13 protein-coding genes are annotated in these 22,807 nt (G+C 47.6%); all 13 read left to right on the plus strand.

Annotated elements, in window-relative coordinates:
* The first annotated feature begins 58 nt into the window (after positions 1–58).
* The 13 genes from ACY0JR_RS14735 to ACY0JR_RS14795 all read left to right on the plus strand — a co-directional run bounded on the left by ACY0JR_RS14735 (position 59) and on the right by ACY0JR_RS14795 (position 22,601).
* Positions 59–3,223 (plus strand): SusC/RagA family TonB-linked outer membrane protein, encoded by a 3,165-nt coding sequence (locus ACY0JR_RS14735; protein ID WP_462634873.1) that lies wholly within the window; start codon positions 59–61, stop codon positions 3,221–3,223.
* 8 nt (positions 3,224–3,231) lie between these two features.
* Positions 3,232–4,899 (plus strand): RagB/SusD family nutrient uptake outer membrane protein, encoded by a 1,668-nt coding sequence (locus ACY0JR_RS14740; RefSeq protein WP_462634874.1) that lies wholly within the window; start codon positions 3,232–3,234, stop codon positions 4,897–4,899.
* A 140-nt stretch (positions 4,900–5,039) separates the two neighbouring features.
* Positions 5,040–6,536 (plus strand): outer membrane protein assembly factor BamB family protein, encoded by a 1,497-nt coding sequence (locus ACY0JR_RS14745; RefSeq protein ID WP_462634876.1) that lies wholly within the window; start codon positions 5,040–5,042, stop codon positions 6,534–6,536.
* A 55-nt stretch (positions 6,537–6,591) separates the two neighbouring features.
* Entirely contained in the window at positions 6,592–7,449 is an 858-nt protein-coding gene (locus ACY0JR_RS14750) for an endonuclease/exonuclease/phosphatase family protein (protein WP_462634877.1), read from the plus strand.
* 419 nt (positions 7,450–7,868) lie between these two features.
* Positions 7,869–8,708, plus strand: coding sequence for an endonuclease/exonuclease/phosphatase family protein (locus ACY0JR_RS14755; RefSeq protein WP_462634878.1), 840 nt, complete (start codon positions 7,869–7,871; stop codon positions 8,706–8,708).
* Between the two features lie 4 nt (positions 8,709–8,712).
* Positions 8,713–10,572 carry an outer membrane protein assembly factor BamB family protein gene (locus ACY0JR_RS14760; protein WP_462634879.1) on the plus strand — a complete coding sequence of 620 codons (1,860 nt, stop codon included), beginning with the start codon at positions 8,713–8,715 and terminating at the stop codon, positions 10,570–10,572.
* 304 nt (positions 10,573–10,876) lie between these two features.
* A complete protein-coding gene (locus ACY0JR_RS14765) occupies positions 10,877–12,007 on the plus strand; it encodes a glycerate kinase (RefSeq protein WP_462634880.1) in 1,131 nt (376 codons plus the stop codon).
* Positions 12,008–12,016: 9 nt separating this feature from the next.
* Positions 12,017–13,375, plus strand: coding sequence for a GntP family permease (locus tag ACY0JR_RS14770; RefSeq protein ID WP_462634881.1), 1,359 nt, complete (start codon positions 12,017–12,019; stop codon positions 13,373–13,375).
* A 297-nt stretch (positions 13,376–13,672) separates the two neighbouring features.
* The gene (locus ACY0JR_RS14775) at positions 13,673–14,929 is read left to right on the plus strand and encodes an ROK family protein (protein WP_462634882.1); all 1,257 of its coding nucleotides are present in this window, start codon (positions 13,673–13,675) and stop codon (positions 14,927–14,929) included.
* Between the two features lie 249 nt (positions 14,930–15,178).
* A complete protein-coding gene (locus ACY0JR_RS14780; protein WP_462634883.1) occupies positions 15,179–16,468 on the plus strand; it encodes a sugar MFS transporter in 1,290 nt (429 codons plus the stop codon).
* A gap of 123 nt (positions 16,469–16,591) precedes the next feature.
* The gene (locus ACY0JR_RS14785) at positions 16,592–18,787 is read left to right on the plus strand and encodes an alpha-N-acetylglucosaminidase (RefSeq protein WP_462634884.1); all 2,196 of its coding nucleotides are present in this window, start codon (positions 16,592–16,594) and stop codon (positions 18,785–18,787) included.
* Between the two features lie 90 nt (positions 18,788–18,877).
* Positions 18,878–21,124 (plus strand): alpha-N-acetylglucosaminidase, encoded by a 2,247-nt coding sequence (locus ACY0JR_RS14790; protein ID WP_462634885.1) that lies wholly within the window; start codon positions 18,878–18,880, stop codon positions 21,122–21,124.
* Positions 21,125–21,203: 79 nt separating this feature from the next.
* Positions 21,204–22,601, plus strand: a complete 1,398-nt coding sequence (locus ACY0JR_RS14795; RefSeq protein WP_462634886.1) for a Gfo/Idh/MocA family protein — start codon at positions 21,204–21,206, stop codon at positions 22,599–22,601.
* Positions 22,602–22,807 lie beyond the last annotated feature (206 nt).

The following is a 22,807-nucleotide window of genomic DNA, read 5'->3' on the forward strand; positions in this document are numbered from 1 at the left end:
TAATTTGTAACAATCAAACTTAAACGGGAACATACTACTCACTAGACCTTATGTCTGTATGAAACAAATGCTACTTTTTAAAAACAACGGAAGTGCTCGACGAGGATGCTCGCTCCTGCTGTTGGCAATGCTTGGCTTTGCCCCGTTTCCTGGTTCTGCCGCTAGGAAAGAACCTGCCATTCCAAGTTTGAAAATGGCGCTAGGTGCTGTAAAGCAAAATGGTCCTGTGTCTGGTATTGTCCGGGATGCGGCGGGTCAGCCGCTTGTAGGAGCCTCGGTTGTCTTAAAGGGTACTACCACAGCGACTTCTACAGATGTGGAGGGTAGGTTCACCATCAATCTGGCGGGTGCGGCCCAGCCTGTGCTGGTAATTTCCTACATAGGCTACCAGAACCTGGAAGTAAGCGTAGGGAACAGAACTTCCATAGAAGTCTCTCTTCAGGAAGATGCCAGATTGATGGATGAAATAGTGGTGGTGGGGTACGGTACACAGAAGAAAGCCAACCTGACCGGCGCAGTAAGCCAGGTAACGTCAGAAGTGTTAGAGAACCGGCCTATCACTAATGTAGTTTCAGGTTTACAAGGGAGTATGCCCGGCGTAACTATCACTCCTAATCCAAGCAGCGGAGGTGGCCCTGGAAACAATGCTGGTATTATCAGAATAAGGGGGCTCGGCACTTGGGTGGATTCTCAGCCTTTGGTGGTGATAGATGGAATCATTAGTTCGGCCACCAACCTTAATATTTTAAATCCTAATGACATTGCTACGGTTTCTGTTCTGAAAGATGCGGCGTCATCCTCTATCTATGGTGTGCGTGGGGCAAATGGCGTGATTGTGGTGACCACTAAAAAAGGTACCACCGGCAGCCCTACCATAGATTACAATAGCTACTTCGGTCTGCAAACTCCTACAGCTTTGCCAGAGTATTTAGGTTCGCCTGAGTATATGCAACTACTTAATGAATCTCAGCGCAATGTGGGTCTGAATCCAACCTATTCAGATGAGCAAATTGAAATTGCGCGTAATGGTTCAGATCCCAATTATTATGCTAATACTAATTGGATAAAAGAGATATACAAAGACTATGCACCACAGCAAAGCCATAATGTAAGTATTAACGGTGGAGCTGAGAATGTAAACTACTATCTATCCTATGGGTTTTTGAAAGAAGGCGGAATGATTACTGGTGACAACTATCAGGCAAACCGGCACAATATTCGGGCAAAACTGAGCACCAAAATTCTTGATCGACTGGATGTTTCCGCAAACTTAGGATACATAGACCGAGGGTATGTTGGATCTGCTGAAGGAGTTGGTTCCGGTTCAGGTCCCTTGTATGCGGCAACTCAGATAGTACCACTTACTCCTGTTCGTTTCACTACTGGAGGCTGGGGGTACCTTGGAGGGCAGCGCAACCCGGTAGCCGTGACCACAGATGGCGGAACAGATAGCTTTGCCTCTCAGGAATTGACAGCCAATCTGAACGCTTCTATTGAGTTGTTCAAAGGCTTCCGGTTAAGAGGCCAGTACGGCTTGGTACGCTCTAACTCAAAAAGAACTATTTTCTCTAAAACTATAAATTACTATAGCCCCATAGATGGTTCTATTATCTATCGCACCAACTTCCCAAACAAGGTTGACACTCGGGACTATACGAATGTGTTCCAAACCATGCTAGCAGCGGCTGAATATGAAAGAACTTTTGCTAACAAGCATGAAGTAAAGCTTTTACTTGCTGTTTCACAAGATGAAGCGGTAGAAGACAACTTTACCGCTACCAGAACCGATGTGCCAACCCAGGAAGGAACAGGTAACTTGGCGCTGGGAACAGCAAACCAATTGAATAGCGCTAATGCTTTACATTGGGGGCTACGGTCACTCTTTGGGAGGGCAAACTATGCATTTAATGGGCGGTATTTGTTAGAGGGGAATTTTAGATATGATGGTTCCTCAAAGTTTGCTGATGTGTTAAGGTGGGATCTTTTTGCTTCGGCGTCAGTAGGTTGGGCATTTACCGAAGAAAACTTCTTTTCTGGACTAAAGGATGTGCTAGAGTTTGGTAAAGTAAGGTATTCTTACGGAACACAGGGAAATGATAGAGTAGAGGACTATGCGTTCCTTAACATCTTTGGACCAGTTGGAACGATGCCTATTGGTTATCAGAATACGATTGGTTACCGACAAACTGACATTGCTAATGTGTTGCTGAAATGGGAGACCCAAGTTAAACAAAACTTAGGGCTTGACCTTGTCTTTCTGAATGGCCGCTTAGGAGTAACAGCTGACTACTTCAAGAATGAAACTAAAGACATATTGTTGCGACTACCGGTGCCTGCGGTGTTTGGTGCTGCCCTAGACCCTTTTCAGAACGTTGGAAGGCTGGAAAACAAAGGCTGGGAAGTACAGTTGAACTGGCGAGATGAAATTGGTGGATTTACGTATGGTGCTGATTTTAACCTTTCTGATGTACGCAATAAGGTTACTGAAATGGCTGGAACAGATAACTTAGGTGACCGGATAAGAAGAGAAGGCGATCCCCTGGATGCTTTCTACGGATTTGTGGCTGAAAGGCTTGCCCAGGAAAATGACTTTAGGTATGATCCTGAGCAAGGGAAATTCATCCCTGATTTTCCTTACCTCCATAATGATCCTACTGCTCAGCCTGGTGACATCATCTATAAAGACTTGAACGGGGATGGTGAAATTACGCTTGATGGAGACAGACAAGTGATTGGGAGCCATATTCCAAGATACACCTATGGATTTAGGGGTAATGCTGGTTGGAAAGGCTTTGACTTCAATTTTTTCCTACAAGGAGTAGGCAAAGTTGCTGGCCTATTAACGGGGGCTGCCCGTCATGCCCTTATTAGTGAAGGCAGTTTGCCTCAACCTGTTCACCTGGACCGCTGGACACCTGAGAATACCGATGCTACGTATCCGCGGTTAACGTATCAGCAAACTTATAACCAGCGCTTGTCTACCTACTGGTTAGAAGATGCCTCTTATCTGCGTCTGAAGAATATTCAGATTGGCTACACCATTCCAAAGCAACTTACCGAAAGGTTAAGAGTTAACCGGCTAAGAATTTATGCTTCTGCAGATAACCTATTTACCAAAACAGATTACTTCTACGGGTATGACCCTGAAACGCCGGTAAGTAATGGTGGCTACTATCCTATGGTAAAAACCTTTGTTTTTGGTGTAAATGTCAATCTTAAGTAAGAAACATCATGAAGAAGAATATAATATTTAGTTTTCTGATAGGCGCGTTCTTATTGGGTTCGTGCGACGATAATTTCCTGGACCGGGGTCCGCTGGACAAGGTAACAGATGAAAATTTCTGGCAAACCGAAGAACAATTAGAGTTGGCGGTAGATGGCATGTATGGCTATTTGAAAGCCAAAAACACCGTAGATATGGAGATTATGGGGGATAATACCTTCTGGCCATCTACCAACAACTACAAATCTATTCGCAGCGGTGCCTTTGGGTATGACCTAAGTTCGCTTAACAGCGAGTGGGGACTTTATACCGGTATTCGGCAGGCAAACACGTTCCTGGAGAACTACAAAAAAGCAGCAGTGCAAAACCCCGAAAGGGCTGAAGCGCTGGCGGCGGAAGTGCGCATCATTAGAGCATATCTGTACAACTATCTAACCGCCTTTTTTGGCGATGTTCCCTTGGTGACCACGCCATTGAACATTGATGAACTTTACGGGCCTCGTAATTCAAGAGCAGAGGTAATTGATTTTATCTTAGCTGATTTAGACGTGGCGGCCCAGCACTTACCGGCGGCCATCCCTACCGGAGCAGATGCGGGTAGACTGAACAAAGGTGCTGCGCTTGCTATGAAAGCACGTATTGCCCTTTATAATAAGCGCTGGCAGGTAGCGGCAGATGCCGCCAAAGCAGTGATGGATTTAGGAGTTTACCAGCTATTCGACGTAGGAGACCCTGCTTCTAACTACCGCAGACTCTTTACCTATGAAGGAAAGCTATCTGGTGGTAAAAACCGCGAAACCATCATGGCGCGTCTTCATCTGTTTGGGGTTTCGCAGCATAATATTAGCCGTGAAATACAAGTGCCAGACCAGGGTGTTCGCTGGAATCCAACCAAAGCGCTGGTAGATGACTACCTGATGATTGATGGGTTGCCCATTGATAAGTCTCCCTTGTACAATGTGAAGACCTACAACGACGTATTTGTGAACCGTGACCCAAGAATGCCCCAAACTATTCTTAAGCCTGGTTCTGCCTGGGGCGGTCGTTATGATGCCAGCCCAGAGCATAAGGACAATATCACCACCAATGACCATCCCGAAAGATTTGAGGTGCCGAAGTTCTCTTCTGACAGACGCGGGGCGGCTACTTATTCAGGATATTACTTCACCAAGTACGTGGAGTTATCTACGGTAGGGCAGGTGAGCCAAGACGTGAATGACATTCATTTGCTGCGTTACGCTGAGGTGCTTCTAACCTACGCCGAAGCGAAACTGGAATTAGGACAACTAACGCAGGAAGTAGTGGATATGACCATCAACAAACTTCGCCAACGGGTAGGCATGAAACCGATGGTCCTGACGGAGCTTGCGGCCAATGACATGGATGTTCGGCAGGAAGTGCAGCGGGAGCGGCGTATTGAGTTAGCCCTGGAAGGACAGCGTTACTTTGACATCATTCGCTGGAAAAAAGGTGAATTACTGGCCGCAGACATAAAAGGTACCAACGTGAACTGGTTATCTAATCCTGCAGATGCAGCTGGTCTGGCAAGAGACAACCAAGGGTTCATCATCGTGCTCACTGGCAACAGATTTGAAGACCCTAAACATTACCTGTGGCCGGTCCCTATGGAGCAAGTACAGTTGAACCCTAACCTTGGTCAAAACCCTGGTTGGTAATAAAACGCAAATCCGGGGAATTGGTCAGGACTAAAGCTGCCAACTTCCCCGGGAATATGTCTCAGGCCAGCTATGTTTTTAGCAGGTGTGCCTTATTAGCATAAATGTGAACGAAAGGACATTTTAAGAGAATCAGAAAAATGAAAAATGTAAAAGTTTTACTGGCAAGCCTTTTCTTTGGCTTGTTGTTCTTCGCCTGCCAAGACGATGACATGGAAGGCTTGTTGCCTCCTGCCGCAGAGTTCAGCTTCACGCCCGGTAAATTAGTAGAAGGGGTGCAAGCCCTTTTCTATGCAGATCCGGCAGAAGGTTCTGGTGAAATAGTAGAGTGGCATTGGAGTTTTGGGGATGCTAAAAACTCAACTTCAAACAAACGCAACCCCTATTTCACGTATGATACGCCGGGAACGTATGAAGTGAGGCTTACTGTCAAGAATGAGGCTGGAGCCTCCACTGACGTAACTAAAACCGTTACTGTAAACAAATTGCCACGGTTTGTTTACAATATAGTGTGGGCATTCAACAACAACACGCCCGTAACTAAACTAAACGAAGGCTCAAGTGCTCCCGTGATTGGGGATGACGGAACCATCTATTACGTAGAAGGCCAGGGCAACCCGGTTGCAATCAGTAAAGTGGTAGCTGTGACAGACTTGGGGGCCACAGCGCAGTTAAAGTGGGCAACACCGGTGGGTAATTATATTGCCAATGCGCCCTCCATTGGAACAGACGGTAGTATCTACATCAATACCTGGGACAACACCAAATCGCTTTATAAGTTGAATGGCACTGATGGATCTGTTATGTGGGTGCGTGGAGGTTCAGGACTTTTAGGAGCTTCTAACACCACGCCTGCAGTAGATGCCCAAGGAAATATCTACCACGGGTCAAGGTACACTTCACCCAATGGCGGCTTTTTCTCCTGGACCCCAAATGGTACCAAACGCTGGCAGATCATTGGGGTTGGTTCGTTCTTCTCTTCCCCTGTTTTAAGCAAAGATGAAGCTACCGTGTACGTGTTCAATGAAACCGAAGGAAAAGTTTGGGCGATCAATACAGCAGATGGTACCCGTAAATGGGCAGAATCAGTAGGTCCAGGCAGTAGAACCCATGGTACTTCCCTGTCTATGGACGCGGATGGTACTATCTACTATACCACTATTTCCCATGTTGTAGCTATTTCTGATAATGGTGCCACCGGAGCAATCAAATGGTCAGCCAATGTGACCAATGCGGCTCAGTCTGGGGTAGTAATAGGTCCTACTGGTGATTTGTACACGGGTACTGCCTCTGGGTTGGTTTGTTTAAATCCGAAGGACGGCGCGATCAAATGGACGTATGCCATGAACAGCAATGAAAGTGTGCCCGCCGTTGACAAGGAAGGCCGTATCTACCTGGGTTCTACAAACGGTAAACTGGTGGTGGTGAATGAAGAAGGTATTCTGGTCTCAGAAATACAACTGGGAGACGGAAACGTGAACTCGCCAACTATAACCAGCAACGGTACCGTTTACGTGGAGGGGCTTTCCGGCGCAAATATCAAGCTCTACAAGATTGCGGTGGAAGATAGTGGCCCGGCCAATTCTTTCTGGCCCATGAAGGGCAGAAACGTGAAAAATACCGCCCAATCAAAATAAAACTTTTCTAAACCCAACATTGGGCATTACTACTGCCTGATTTGTAAAATAACGAATGAAGAACTTTTTGTTTGGATTGATGACAGGTGCTGCCCTTTTGGTAGCTTCCTGTTCCCCTTCTTCGCAGCAGTCCTCTGCTAACACCCAAGGGAGAACCGTAAAAGGAGGTAAAGCACAGAGACCCGAGCAACTGCGAGTCCTTAGCTATAACATCCATTATGCCAACCCACCTGGAAAGGAGAAGAATTTCATTGATCTGGAGGCGATTGCAAGGGTTATCAAAAATGAGAACCCAGATATTGTAGCACTCCAAGAAGTAGATGTAAACACAAACCGTTCCGGGAAAGTACATGAAGCCCAGATACTAGCTGAGAAAACGGGCATGAAGGCGTATTACTTCGCAAAAGCCATAGACCATGACGGAGGAGATTATGGTGTAGCCATGCTTTCTAAGTATGAGTTGAAAGACACCCATACCTACCCTTTGCCTGATGACCGGAGTACCAAGCCTGAGCCGCGTGTCTTGGCAACGGCCCGTGTGAAAACGTCCACGGGATTTGAATTCATGTTTGCTGTAACGCACCTGGAAGTACGCAGAGAGGAAAACCGCCTGATGCAAATGGCAGAGATCAGCAAGATTGTCAATAATACCTATTTACCCGTGGTGATTGCCGGTGATTTCAACGCGAAACCAGACAGTGAAACCATCAAGCGCCTAGACCAACTGTTTAAGCGCACCTGTGACACCTGTGCACCTACCATCCCGGTTATAAACCCCAACCGAACCATTGACTATATCGCCTTTAGGCCTACAGACAAATTTAAGGTGTTGGAGCATAAAGTGATTCAGGAAACCTACGCCTCTGACCACTTGCCCATTTTTGCAGTTCTTCAGATTCAGCCGCAGAAATAAGAGCCGTTTTCAGCTTACTTTTTCAAAAACAGATTTAAAATGTTCTGCTGGAAGTTTGCATGACTCGCTTTACAGCGAATTCCTTTACTATCAGTATCCCCTGGTAAGTGAATCTTGAAGGTGTTCCAACAGGATATTCGTTTAGGGGCTCTTTTCTGAAAAGAGCCCCTAAACAAAGGAAGATTGTAGTAAGAAGATTGACTTTACCAGTTTTAAGAGGCTTGTGTTTGTGAACTAAACTATGCCTCTGGAGCGCTATTTTCCTTTATGGGAGGAGGTCAGTTTTGACCTTTCTTTACTGAAAAAGGAAGAAAACTACGTGTCAAAGCGGCTTGAAAATGGAAAATAAGCTTCTAAAGCAGCCTTGAAACGTTAAAGAGTAAAGCGGAACTAGCCGCTACCATTTAACAGTAATCAGCATGCATAAGTCCCTTTTAACCCTGCTCATGGGAGGTGCCCTTTGGCTAACCTCCTGTGGAGATTCCTCCAAGTCATCTGATCCTGCCCCTGTAATCAAGCCAGATCCGGTAATTGTGAGTTCTTTGAAGGTAATGTCTTATAACATACATCACTGCAACCCGCCTACCATGCCCAATCTCATTGACGTGAATGCCATTGCCAATGTGATCAATGGGGAGAAACCAGATGTGGTGGCCCTGCAGGAAGTAGATGCGAATACCCAGCGTTCCGGTGCCGGTAACCAGGCCCAGCAGTTGGCCGCCAAAGTAGGCATGCAGTATTACTTTGCCAAGTCCATAGATTACCAGGGCGGAGGCTATGGCGTGGCGATTCTCTCCAAATACCCAATCTCTGAGGCGACAACCATTAGTCTGCCCATGCAAGCCGGAAGCGGGGGAGAGCCCAGAGTGTTGGCGACCGCTAAGATTACCTTGGCAGACGGGACGCAATTTCGCTTCGGAAGTACCCACCTAGATGCCCAGTCTGAGGCCACCAACCGGCAGCTGCAGATAGATAAACTAAATGAGATTGGCACCAAGGAGACATTGCCTTTTGTTGTTGCCGGTGATTTCAACGCCACTCCCGGATCTGGGGTTATTAATACATTTGACAGTGTTTTCAAGAGAACGTGCCAGGCGTGCGCCCCAACCATTCCGGTGGTAAATCCTACCAGGGCCATTGACTTTATTGCGTACAGGCACCCCTCAAATAAATTTACTGTGGTTACTCATAAAGTGGTAAATGAGCAATATGCCTCTGACCACCGGCCAGTGGTAGCTGTGATTGGTATTGAGAAGTAAGCAGATGAAGAACCTCCGAAGAAAGCTTGCCCTGTATCTATTTTTCTTTTGTTTCGGTTTTGCACTACAGGCGCAGCAGAAAAGAAACCTCACCTTTGCGATAGTAACCGATACCCATATTGGTAAAACGGGTAACGACACTGGGCTGGCGTCTATTATAGGGGACATTAACCATAACCCTGCTATTGAGTTTGTTTTGCACGCCGGCGACGTGAGTGACTTTGGGTACAATGACCAGTTAGGCAAGGCGAGGGTGCTCATGGATGGGCTAGCCAAGCCTTACTTCATCGTGCCGGGTAACCATGACACCGGTTGGTCGGCTAGTGGAGGTCTGGTCTATAATACCCTTTGGAAAGAGCAGAAATTTGTCACAGACATAGAAGGCGTCCGGTTTATTGGGTTCAGCACCGGGCCTTACGGCCGAATGTCCAGAGGCTACGTGCCGCAGGACCAAATGCGGTGGTTGGACAGTCTGGTGCGGGTGACGCCCAAGCAACAGCCAGTAGTTTTCATCAGCCACTACCCGCTTGACGAAGGGCTGAGCAATTACCAGGAGCTCATTGACAAGCTGCACCAGGTAAACACGCTGGCGGTTTTCTGCGGGCATGGGCACGTGAACAAGTTGTATGACTACGAAGGCATCACGGGCATCATGACCAGAACAGCTCAGATACGGCAGAATACGCTGGGCTATAACATCGTTTCGCTTACCCAAGATTCTTTAAGGGTACGGTTGAAAGAAGTAGGCAAGCCTGCCGAGGAATTCTGGGCCTCTTTGCAAGTGGCTGAGAAAAAGGAAAGTAAAAGCAGCGCTGCCGCTAAATCAGAAAGAACTCCCATTGCGCCCGCTTACCAGCAGGTAAAAGCTGTTTGGAAATACCAGGACAAAGGAAATCTGGTATCTACGCCCGCCATCTGGAAAAACCAACTGCTCGTGGGCAATCTGCTGGGCGAATTCAAATCAATGGATAGCCAGAACAAAAAACTGAACTGGAGTTTCAAAGCAGGTCAGGCAATCTACGGCTCTCCCGAAGTGGCAGGAAACAGCGTAGTATTTGCCTCTGCGGACAGTACCATTTATTGCCTGAATGCCCGCAACGGAAAAGTCTTATGGCAAGCGAAAGCCAACGCTCCGGTTTTAGCCTCCCCCGTGATTGAGGAAAATGTGGTCTTTATTGGAGGCAGTGACTCTACCTTCAGGGCCCTGAATCTGAAAACCGGCCAGGAAATATGGGCTTACAAAGGATTGGAAGGTTTTCCGGCCAGCAAACCCACCATTTCAGAAGATAAGATAGTCTTCGGAACCTGGGGAAAGACCTTGTACGCCCTTCACAAGAAAACCGGTACCCTGGCTTGGAAGTGGAAGAACAACGACTATAGCCATTATTACTCTCCGGCCATGTGCGTGCCCGTCATCCAGAACAAGAAGGTGTACATGGTGGCTCCAGACGAGAAACTACGCGAGTTTGACCTGCAAACCGGTAAAGAAACCTTCGTTACCAGTAGGTTCAAAGTAAGAGAATCTTTGGGCGGGAATCCCGGAAAAGGCTGGCTCGTAGCCAAAACCATGCAAGATTCCGTGGTGGCCTGGAACACCAGAAGCGGGAAGCCGGAGCCTATTTTCAATATCAACGCCGGATTCGGGAATGATTTCTCTGCTTCCATGCCCGTATTTCATGGCAATACCGTCTATTTCGGTACCACATTCGGACGGGTGTACGCCATTGATGTACAGGAAGGGAAAGTGAAGTGGGCGTACCAACTCAGTAATGACATGGTGAACACCGTTCGGGTCTTACCCAATGGACAAGTACTAGCTACCAGTGTGGACGGAAAAATAGTGCTGCTAGAAGGCGGCAAATAGGTTTTCTATCTTTTCAGTATCTCCTGTGCGCGGAAGGTTTATTCTGTTCTCAGCCTGTTTTCAGGAAAGTGCGCCAAAAACAAAAGCCAGAATATTCCTTTAGGAGAAAGCCAGCAGATGATTGTTCCTGCACTATATAATAGGCTGGTAGCATAAGTGTACGACGTGTTGTTTACAGGCTTCTTTTGGCAAAATAACTGTGAAACAAGAAGTGCTATACGTTCACCTGAGATGAACCAGATACGCTACGGCTTTACCTCGAACTTATCCATATTATTAACTGACTAACTCTCCCCCAAAGCCGATGAAAATTGTCATTGCCCCAGATTCCTACAAAGGCAGCTTATCCGCGAAGGAAGTGGGGCTAACTATCCAGGAGGCGTTTCAGTTGGAAATCCCTGACGCCACTATTCAGATGATCCCGATGGCTGATGGGGGAGAAGGAACATTGGAAACGCTTCTATTTTCCACGAAGGGCACAAAAGTAGAGACTACCGCCACCGGTCCTTTGGGAAATCCTGTGGCCACCTGCTACGGAATTCTGGGGGATGGAGAAACGGCAGTGATAGAAATGGCCCTCATTGCTGGTTTGCCCATGGTGCCAGAGAAGAACCGAAATCCACTGCAGACTACTACTTATGGCGTGGGGGAACTTATAAAGCAGGCATTGGAAAATGGCCTGAGAAAATTCATCATCGGGTTAGGCGGAAGTGCCACCAATGATGGAGGTATGGGGATGCTTCAGGCGTTGGGCGGTGTATTCCTGAACCAGGAGGGCAAACCAGTCTTACCCGTAGGGGCTTCTCTTGGGCAAATTACTGGCGTTGATTTTTCAGCCTTTCCCCCAGAGTTGGAGGAAAGCCATTTTCTGATTGCCAGCGATGTGAAAAATCCGCTGTGCGGACTTAACGGAGCCTCATTTGTCTATGGTCCGCAGAAAGGAGCCTCCAAGGAACAAGTAATTCTGCTAGACACGGGTATGCGCAATTATGCCGATCTGGTGGAAAAAGCTTTAAACAGGAACTTGCAGCAGGTGTCCGGTGCCGGAGCCGCGGGTGGTTTGGGTTTTGCTTTCCTGGCGCTGGGCGCTACCATAGAGCCCGGGGCCCAGATAATAGCCAATGCCACAGGTTTAGCCAAAAACATTGAAAACGCTGATTGGGTGATTACGGGCGAAGGGCAAAGTGATTACCAGACCTTGTTCGGGAAGTTGCCCATTTTCGTGTCCAAATTAGCCAAGGTCCACGGAGTTAGGTCCATCCTGATTTCGGGGGGGGTGGGGGAAGGCCACGAGCAGCTTTTAGACCATTTCTGTAGTTGTCACGCCATCACCAATGCCCCCGTAACCTTAGCTGAAGCCATGGCCCGGTCCAAAGCCAACCTGCATTTCTGTTCCAGAAACGTAGCCAGACTCATCTCTCTCACCTCTCAATAAGCGTTCTTTATGGTTCAAGGCCCTTTGCTTTTTCTTATCCTTTTTGCCGGCATAGCCTTCATTGTTTTAGCCACCGCTAAATTCAAGCTTCATCCTTTTTTGGGCTTGCTTATCGCCGCCTTCGGAGTAGGGATAGCTGCCAGAATGTCCTTGCTTGACGTGGTAGATGCGGTGAACGACGGCTTTGGCGGGCTCATGGGCTACATTGGAATAGTGGTAGTGGCTGGAACCATCATCGGGAAGATTCTGGAAAAGTCCGGTGCTGCTTTGAGAATGGCCGAAGTGGTTTTGCGGGTAGTAGGGGAGAAAAGCCCGCAGCTTTGCATGTCACTCATCGGGGCTTTGGTCAGCATTCCCGTCTTCTGTGATTCTGGGTATGTTATCCTGAGCAGTTTAAAAAAAGCGTTGGCGCATAAAGCACAAGTACCATTGGCTTCCATGTCTGTTGCCTTGGCGACAGGTTTATATGCCACCCATACCCTGGTGCCGCCCACCCCAGGACCCATTGCGGCGGCCGGTAACGTAGGAGCCAGCGGTTACCTGGGAACCATCATTTTGATAGGCCTTCTGGTGTCCATTCCTACTACGTTGGCAGGCTATTTTTGGGCAACCAGAGTAGCCGTCAAAATTCCAGTAGAGGGAGAGCACGACGTAAAATACAGTTACGACGAGATTGTAAAGGAATTCGGCCAAATTCCCTCCACCTTCAAATCTTTCACCCCTATCTTTTTACCCATTCTCCTGATAGGGGCTGGCTCTATTGTCAGTTACCTCCAATGGGCAAGTCCAGCCGCCGAGTTTATTCTCTTTATAGGTACGCCGGTGGTGGCGTTGCTCATTGGGGTATTTGCGGCTTTTGCCCTGCTCCCTACGTGGAACGAAGAAACCCTAACCGGCTGGGTGGGCGAAGGCCTGAAAGATGCTGCCGTCATTCTGTTGCTTACAGGGGCGGGTGGTGCTTTCGGGGCAGTGATCAAGGCTACTCCCATCGCGGACATGATCAAGGGTTTTGCCCAGGGAGAATCATTACACGGACCTCTGCTGCTTTTGATTCCCTTCCTGATTGCCGCCGCTTTAAAAACGGCCCAGGGTTCCTCCACCGCTGCATTAGTCATTACATCGGCGCTTATTGCCCCTACTCTTCCGCAGGCAGGCATTGAGGGAGCAGTTCCTTTGGCACTGGTAGTTATGGCTATAGGAGCAGGAGCAATGGCCGTCAGCCACGTGAATGACAGTTACTTCTGGGTAGTTACGCAGTTCAGCGGCATCAAAATAGCCGATGCTTATAAAGCGCACACCATGGCAACGTTAGTGCAGGGGGTAACCGCCATTATGGTCACCATGTTGCTTTGGTGGGTGCTCGTGTAACTTATTTCGTTTCAGTCTCCTTGCCTTCGCTGCTTGCTGTTTTGTTGGTAGAGGGCTTGCCTATAAAAGGAATTCAGTATGCAAAAGCACACCTGCACATTGGGAAAACAGGTCCAAATCTGGTGTCTGTAGCTAACTTGGTTTGCAATGACATCTGAATCTCGTCCTGGTAAACTCTTGATGATGATGGACAAGGCAGAAATAAAGTATAATGAAACTTTTATAAAAAATTAAGCTAAGTGTTTGAGGATTTCGAAAAAAAGTTGTTATTTGTAGGGTAATCATTGACAAAAAGATATGAGTACATTAATCCAGTTAGATGCTTATTTAGATACTCTAAATTATATAGAGAAAAAGAAGCATAATCAGAAGCTTAAGATAATCAAGGAGTTGTATGTAAAGGGTCCAAAGACCAACTCAGAACTTTGCAATGATTTTCGTATCAGTTCGCCTACTTCCATGGGTTTGCTGAAAGAGTTGATGCTGGAAGGTTTGGTGGAGAAGCAGGGACAGGGAAAATCTGAGGGCGGGAGAAAGCCAGACTTGTATGGGCTTCGGGACAATTCACTTTTTGTGTTAAGTATTGCCTTGGGTAGGTTCAAAACCAGAATGGCAATTTTTGACAACAACAATAATAACATTACCCGTACCCACGTCTTCCCAATTCATATTTCAAAAGATCTCAGCATCATAGAACAACTCTATGAACATGCCGAAGAATTGATCTCTAGCTCAGGAATTGACAGGGAAAAGCTTCTGGGGATTGGCATTAGTATGCCCGGTTTAGTAGATGCCAAAGAAGGAAACAATTACTCATACCTGCTGCCTCCCGACGGGTCAGAGTCGCTGCAAAAACTGTTATCCAACAAGTTCAATAAACCGGTTTATATCCAAAACGATGTCAAGAGCATTGCTTTGGCCGAATACAGGTTTGGGTTGGCGCAGGGTAGAAGAAATGTGCTGGTGGTGAAGTTAGACTGGGGGATTGGTTTGGGAATCTTAACCGATGGCAAATTGAATACCGGTTTCACAGGGTTTGCCGGGGAAATAGGGCATATTCCGTTAGTGAATGAGGGTGCCCTTTGTTACTGCGGAAAGTGCGGTTGCCTGGAAACTGTAGCCTCCGGAATTGCGCTGACTCGCATGGCAAAAGAAGGGATTCAGTCAGGTCAGTACTCCTTGTTAAATGAACTTTCAGGGGGAGATATAGAAAAAATAAACCCGCAATTAGTCATAGATGCCGCTAATTTAGGAGATCAATATGCCATTAATATTCTCTCTGAAATGGGAATTAATCTGGGAAAGGGAATCTCTATATTGATTCAGTTATTTAATCCTGAATTAATCATTATGGGAGGTAGAATTGCCGGGGCTAAACAATATATCACCACGCCCATTCAGCAGTCAATCAATCAGTATTGTATGGCCCAGTTGCGGGAGAGAACCGAAATAGCGTTGTCTAATCTGGGCTTGGAGGCAGATATCATGGGGCCAGTGGCAGTTGTAATGGAGAATATTTTTGAAGGAGTTCTTGAAGTTGATAGCAATGATTAAAGTCTACTTGTTTCAATAAACTTGTTTTTGTTTTGTGCTTGTTTTAGAAAATCAATGCAGAAACAGCAATTGATTTCTAATTGATAGTGTGAACTCCATTTTGATGGATACTTCAATATTCACTGCTATTGCATAAACATACTCATAACACAATAGGGGAGACATGACAACTTTAGGAGTTTCTTATTTGTGAAAATACTGCCCATTTAGATATCAGTTAAATACGACAACTAATTAGCCTACCATACCATGGCCCCAAATTCCGTGCTGAAAGAAAAAGAGGTAATCCAGACCTCGCAAAGCTACACTCGCCCAATGCTCATAATAGGGGCGTTGTTTTTCATCTTTGGGTTTGTCACCTGGCTGAACTCGGTTTTGATTCCTTACCTACGTATTGCCTGTGAACTGAACAATTTAGAGTCTTACCTGGTAGCTTTCGCTTTCTATATTTCCTATCTGGTCATGGCAATACCTTCAGGGTGGGCATTGAAGGCGACCGGCTTTAAGAAAGGAATGCCCGTGGGTTTGGTGATTATGGCTATGGGTGCCTTGATTTTTATACCGGCAGCGCAGACCCGTACCTACTCCTTGTTCCTGCTGGGTTTGTTTGTGCAGGGAACTGGTTTGGCCATGCTGCAAACCGCCTCCAACCCCTACATCACCATTCTGGGTCCTCGGGAAAGTGCCGCCAAGCGCATCAGCATCATGGGTATCTGCAATAAAGTAGCAGGAGCCTTGGCCCCCATTATCTTAGGAGCAGTTGCCTTGAGTAATGCCGATGAATTGGTAGAACGGCTAGGCACCATGGATGTGGCCCGAAAAGCACTGGAACTGAACGCTCTGGCCTCTCGGGTTATTACCCCTTATCTCATCATGACCGGTGTCTTATTGGTTCTGGCAGTGATCATCTATTTCTCTTCGCTACCGGAAATTGACACCGAAGAGGAAGACACAGAGGTAGCCACCGCCAACACAGGGAAAACCAGCATTTTTCAGTTTCCCCATCTATTGATGGGCGTATTGACCATGTTTTTATACGTGGGAGTGGAGGTAATGGCCGGCGACACGATTATCAGCTACGGTGCTTCCCAAGGCATTGCGCTCACCACTGCTAAGTTCTTTACTACCTGTACTTTGGGTGCCATGATTCTGGGGTACCTCATAGGCATTGCAGCTATGCCGAAAATAATCACGCAGGAAAACGCCATGAAGTTTTCGGCCATTCTGGGGGTTGTGTTTACGATGGGCGCAATTCTCACGGACGGCTACGTTTCTGTATTATTTATTGCGTTGCTGGGCCTCGCCAATGCTTTGGTATTCCCGGCCATCTGGCCCCTCGCCATTGCGGGATTAGGCCGATTCACCAAGATTGGTTCCTCCATGCTGATCATGGGAATTGCGGGCGGAGCAGTGGTGCCGCTCATCTACGGCTATTTTGCTGATTTAATAAATCCGCAGCAAGCCTATTGGGTGATGGTGCCGTGTTACATCTTCATCTGGTATTATGCTGTTGCTGGCCACAAAAGAAGAGGCAAATAAGTGGTCATGTACTTGCACCTGAAGAGATGAGGCAGACCCTTTCGGTACTGGTTAATCTGCCCAATAACTGGTGAAAGTAAGCCTGCTTCCTGTTTATAACCTGTTTTTAGAAAATCATAGCTCATGCGACATACCTATAGATACTTACTTGTTCTGCTTTGCTTCAGTATTCTTTCCTGTACCAACTCTTTCAAATCACGGGAAACGGTAACCTCTTCCAAAAGCCAGAGCAAAACCATTGCTGCGGCCCGAGGCGTTATACAGCGCCTTATAGGAGACAGAGCCCAAGACATTACTTTAGAGTTGCTGCCTGCTTCGTCAGACAGCCTGGAAACGTATGAAATAGAAGCACGCAACGGTAAACTGACGGTGCGGGGTAACAGCTCCGTGGCGCTCACCTTCGGCTTTTACCAATACCTGAAAAAAGGGACCAACAGCATGGTAAGTTGGAGCGGCAAAAACCTGAAACTCCCGGCGCAATGGCCAGATTACGCCAAAGAGCGGGTAACTACGCCTTACAAATATCGCTACTTCTTGAACGTGGTCACCTACGGCTATACCACCCCTTATTGGGATTGGGAACGCTGGCAAAAGGAAATTGACTGGATGGCCCTGCACGGGGTGAACATGCCCCTGGCGGTTGTGGGCAGCGAAGCAATAGCCGGACGGGTCTGGAAAAAACTAGGCTTGACCAACGAAGAGATAGGAGAGTTCTTTACCGGCCCGGCGCATTTGCCCTGGCACCGCATGGGGAACATCAATAAATGGGATGGCCCTATTCCGGAAGGTTGGCATGAAGATCAGTTGAAATTACAGCATCAGATTCTGGACCGTATGCGGGAACTCGGCTTTGAGCCTATTGCCCCGGCTTTTGCGGGTTTTGTGCCCGAAGGCTTCAAAAAGAAGCATCCTGAGTTAAAGGTGAATGTATTGAAATGGGGCGGTTTCTCAGAAGACTACAATGCCTACGTGTTGGCACCAGATTCCCCGTTCTTTGAGAAAATAGGAAAGCTGTTTGTAGAGGAATGGGAAAAGGAGTTCGGGAAACACAAACTGTACCTCTCAGACAGCTTCAATGAAATGGACGTGCCCGTACCCAAAGACAATCCACAGGCCAAATATGACTTACTGGCGGGTTACGGAGAATCTATCTATAACTCCATTAAAGCCGGTAACCCAGAGGCGATTTGGGTAACGCAGGGCTGGACGTTTGGCTGGCAGCACGAGTTCTGGGACAAAAAGACTTTGAGCGCCATGATGTCCCGGGTGCCAGATGACAAGATGATGATCCTGGACCTGGCCAATGAATATCCAGACTTGGTTTGGAAAATCCCTATGGTTTGGAAGGAGCACGAAGGATTTTATGGCAAGAAATGGGTATACAGTTACGTGCCCAACTTCGGCGGCAAAACCCCTTATACCGGTGTGCTTTCCATGTATGCCTCGGGCGCCATTGACGCTTTGAAATCACCTTACAGCAAAAATCTGGTGGGCTTTGGGTCGGCGCCGGAAGGAATTGAAAACAACGAAGTAGTATATGAACTGCTGGCCGATATGGGCTGGGCGCACGAGAAAATCGACCTGGACCAATGGATGAAAGAGTACAGCCGAGCCCGCTACGGGGCTTATCCGGCGAAGATGCAAACCGCCTGGGAGCAGCTCCGGAAATCAGTTTACAATAGTTTTTCGCCTTACCCCAGATTTGTGTGGCAGTTGGTAGTGCCAGATACCCGCCGGAAAGGAGTCGTGAATTCAGACCCGCTTTTCCTGCAAGGAATTGAGAACTTTCTAGCCGTCTCAGATGAACTGAAAGGCAGTGAACTGTACCGTAACGATGCCATTGAACTGGTCATGCATTATTTGGGCATCAAGGCAGACGAGTACTACAAACAAGCCTTGGAAGCCAAAGCAGCGAAAAATGCCGCCGCCACCAAAGCCGCGGGAGAGAAGGCCATCAGCATCTTACAGGATATTGACCGCTTGCTGGCGTCACACCCTACCAACCGCTTGCAGCCTTGGGTAGATTTCGCCCGTTCACACGGGAAAACCACGCAGGAAAAGGATTACTATGAAGCCAATGCCAAACGCCTGATTACTACTTGGGGTGGGGTCAATGAAGATTATGCCGCTAGAATCTGGAGCGGACTCATTCAGGATTACTACATCCCGCGCATGAAGAAGCATTTGTTTGAGGCCAATCCTAACATTGATGCCTGGGAAGAAGCCTGGATTAAAAAGCCCGGTGTAAGCAAGGTCAATCCGTTTGAAGATCCTCTGGCAAAAGCGAAAGAACTGGTAGGCAAGTATAGCAACAACTAAAGGCTGGAATTCCTTCTCCTGTTTTGAAGGTATTTTGTCTAAATATTCCCTAAAATGAAAGGAAGCATAGTACATAAGATACAGGGGGCAATGTTGCTATTGGTCCTGCTAACCGCGGCCTGTACCCGAACGAATACCACCAGTAGCGCCTCTTCTGAAGCAGTTTCTAATACTTCTGTGGCACCTATTGCTGAAGCCAGCACCAAACCGGTATATGACCTGATCAAACGGGTGGTACCTACCCACGCTGCTCATTTTGTCGCGGAATTCATTCCGCAGGAAGGAGGCAAAGATGTGTTTGAAGTAGAGAGTGACAAGGGCAAGATTATTTTAAGGGGAAACAACGGCATCTCTATTGCCAGTGCCCTCAACCATTACCTGAAATACTACACCCACAGCAGTATTACCTGGAACGGCAGTAACCTGAACCTACCAACGCAGCTTCCAGTGTTGCCGCAGAAAGTCCGCAATGTAAGCCCTTACAAGTACCGCTATTACCTGAACTACTGTACCTACAATTACACCATGAGCTGGTGGGACTGGGAGCGTTGGCAGTGGGAAATTGACTGGATGGCACTCAACGGAATCAACATGCCTTTGGCCCTCACTGGTCAGAACGCAATTCACCGGCGGGTATACAAAAGCATGGGGTTAACCGATAAAGATTTGGAGAGTTTCTTCAGCGGTCCTGCCTACTTTAGCTGGTTCTGGATGGGAAACCTTGACCAATGGGGTGGACCCTTGCCCATTTCCTGGATGGATAGCCATGAGGCCTTGCAAAAACAGATTCTGGAAAGGGAAAGAGGCTTGGGAATGACCCCCATCTTGCCCGCTTTCACCGGTCACGTGCCCCCTGCCTTTAAAGACAAATTTCCGAAGGCTAACCTGAAAAAGACCAGCTGGGATGAGATGTTCCCCGATGTTTTTCTGCTGGACCCGGACGATCCCATGTTTGTGGAAATAGGCAAGAAATTCATTGAGGAGGAAATCAAAACCTTCGGCACAGATCATCTATATACCTCAGACACCTTCAATGAGAACCGGCCGCCCTCCAATGACTCTACTTTCCTGAACAACATCAGTCAGAAAGTGTACCAGTCCATGGCGGCGGCAGACCCAAAGGCTACCTGGATTATGCAGGGTTGGCTATTCCATTTTTCCCGTGATTTCTGGAAACCAGCCCAAATACAGGCTATGCTCAACGCCGTGCCAAATGACAAAATGATCATCCTGGATCTTTGGAGCGAGAAGAACCCCATGTGGCAGAAAACCGAAGCCTACTACGGAAAACCCTGGATCTGGAACATGCTGCACAACTTCGGGGGTAACGTGAACATGTACGGTCTCATGGACCGGGTAGCTACTGAACCCGCCAAAGCGCTCCACCATCCTCAAAACGGGAAGTTAACCGGCATTGGCTTAACTCCCGAAGCTATTGAGCAGAATCCTGTGATGTACGAGCTCATGATGGAGAACGCCTGGCGGGAAACTCCCATCGAGCTCACTTCCTGGCTCCAGGGTTACACCAAACGCAGGTACGGAAAGGAAAACCCGGCTGCCAATAAGGCGTGGGAGATTCTGAGGCGCACCGTTTACGCAGACAGCGTTACTTCCGGAGGGCCAGAATCCATTATTGTAGGCCGGCCAACCTTCAGCCGAAACACCGGAGGCGTTACCACCAATTTCACCTACGAGCCTCTGGAACTGGTGAACGCGTGGGATAACCTGATGGCAGCTTCTGATGAACTGAAAACCAGTGAAGGGTATCAGTTTGATATGGTAGACCTAACCAGGCAGGTCATGGCAAATTACGCCACCCTCTTACAGCAGCAATTTGCGCAGGACTACCAGAAGAAAGATTTAGTCGCCTTCAAAAAGCACAGTGCCGAATTCATCTCTTTAATTGAAGACATGGATAAACTGCTGGCTACCCAGGAAGATTTACTATTGGGCCGTTGGTTGAACTCTGCCAAAAGCTGGGGTACTACCAGTGAAGAGAAAAAGCTTTACGAAAAGAATGCCCGCAACCTCATCACGCTTTGGGGCGACAAAGACAGCAAACTGCGGGAATACGCCAACCGACAATGGTCTGGGTTGTTGAATGGGTACTATAAAAAACGCTGGCAGCAATACTTTGACTATGTCACCGACCAGATGGCGAAAGGCCAGGAAATAGATCAGAAAGCCTTTGATGAAAAAATAAAGAACTGGGAATGGCAATGGGTAAACAGCTCTGAAGCATATCCAGATAAACCATCGAGTAATTCTGTGACCATTGCTCAGGAGATGTACCGCAAATACAATCAAACCATAAAGAATAGCTATAAAGCGCAATAATTGCCTTCGGGTAACCTGCTCATTTAAGAATAAAATAGGCGCAAAGCTTTTGTTTAAGCATTATTAACTATCTGTTACCATGAACCGGAGAAATGTAATCAAATCTTTAGGCCTTAGCATAGGGGCTGCCGTCATTAGTACCGATGTGCTCGCTAATTTGGGTGAGAATAAGTATGGGTATAAGATACCCGCCAACCCTATGCATATTCCTCTGGCGAAGCCCGTGACGGCAATTACCTTGGGTGCCGGTAACCGGGGGACGGTTTATGGTAATTTCGCGGCTAAGTTTCCAGATCAGTTCAAGATTGTGGGGGTGGCCGAACCAGTGAAATTCCGTAATGATCTGTACGCCTCTACGCATTCCATTCCTGCCGAAAATCGTTTTGACACGTGGGAACGGGTGTTTGACCGGCCAAAATTTGCCGATGCCATTGTGATCTCCACCCCAGATTACATGCACTATGAGCCCTGCATGAAAGCCTTGTCCATGGGCTATGACATTCTCCTGGAAAAACCCATTGCGCCTACAGAGAAAGAATGCCGAGACATTTTAGAGCTGGCCCATAAAACAGGTAGGATTGTCGCTGTTTGCCACGTGCTGCGGTATGCCCCCTACTTCGTGAAAATGAAAGAGTTGATAGCGCAAGGTGCTATTGGCGAGGTCATCAGCGTGCAGCACTTTGAACCCATTGAGCATACCCACATGGCCCATTCCTACGTGCGGGGTAACTGGCATAATTCCAAAGAAACCACGCCTATCATCCTGGCCAAGTCGTGTCATGACCTGGATATCATTAAATGGGTGATCAATAAACCAAGTAAGCAGATTGTGGCCATGGGCGACCTGAAGTGGTTCAGGAAAGAGAATGCCCCGGCAGGCAGTACCGCCCGTTGCACCGACGGCTGCAAGGTAGAGCGGGAGTGCCCATATTCGGCAATCAAAGAATACCATGAAAGACGTACCCGTATCAAATCCCTGGATTTGCCCGCCGATAAATCAAAGCACAGCGAAGCGATCATGGATAGGCTAAGAACCACAAATTTCGGCCGGTGCGTGTACCGCATGGAAAATGACCAGCCAGACCACTACATCACCAGCATAATGTTTGACGATAGCGTGACGGCTAACTTCTCCATGGAAGCCTTCACCTCATACCATGACCGCCGAACCCGCATTATGGGCTCCATGGGAGATATGGTAGGCGATATGAAAGAACTGGTGGTTACAGATTTCCGGACGCGGGAGTCTACCAAATTTGTTCCGCAGGCCGAAGACGTGGAAGGATACAAAAACAGCGGTCATGGCGGCGGAGATTGGTTACTGGTGAAAGATTTTGTACAGGCCGTAGCCCAGCAGAACCCAAGAATCCTTACTTCTACCATTGATGAGTCCATAGAGAGTCACATCATGGGCTTCATGGCCGAAGAAAGCCGCAAAAAAGGTAAAATTATGCCTATCAAAATGAGCCGAGTATAAGTTAGCCAATAACTAACCATACCTCATTATTACTTGAATAATGAGGAAAAAGCACCTGACTTCTAATCAAAACCACCTTTTTACAACAGGTGGTTTTGATTAGAAGTCAGGTGCTTTTTCACTCTAAAATAGCAAGATAGTCCAAGTTGTTTATTGGTGCTACAGCTTCTTCAACAGCCGTTATATACTTTTATCTGCCCATAAAG

Source organism: Rufibacter sp. JT3400010 (assembly GCF_054956755.1).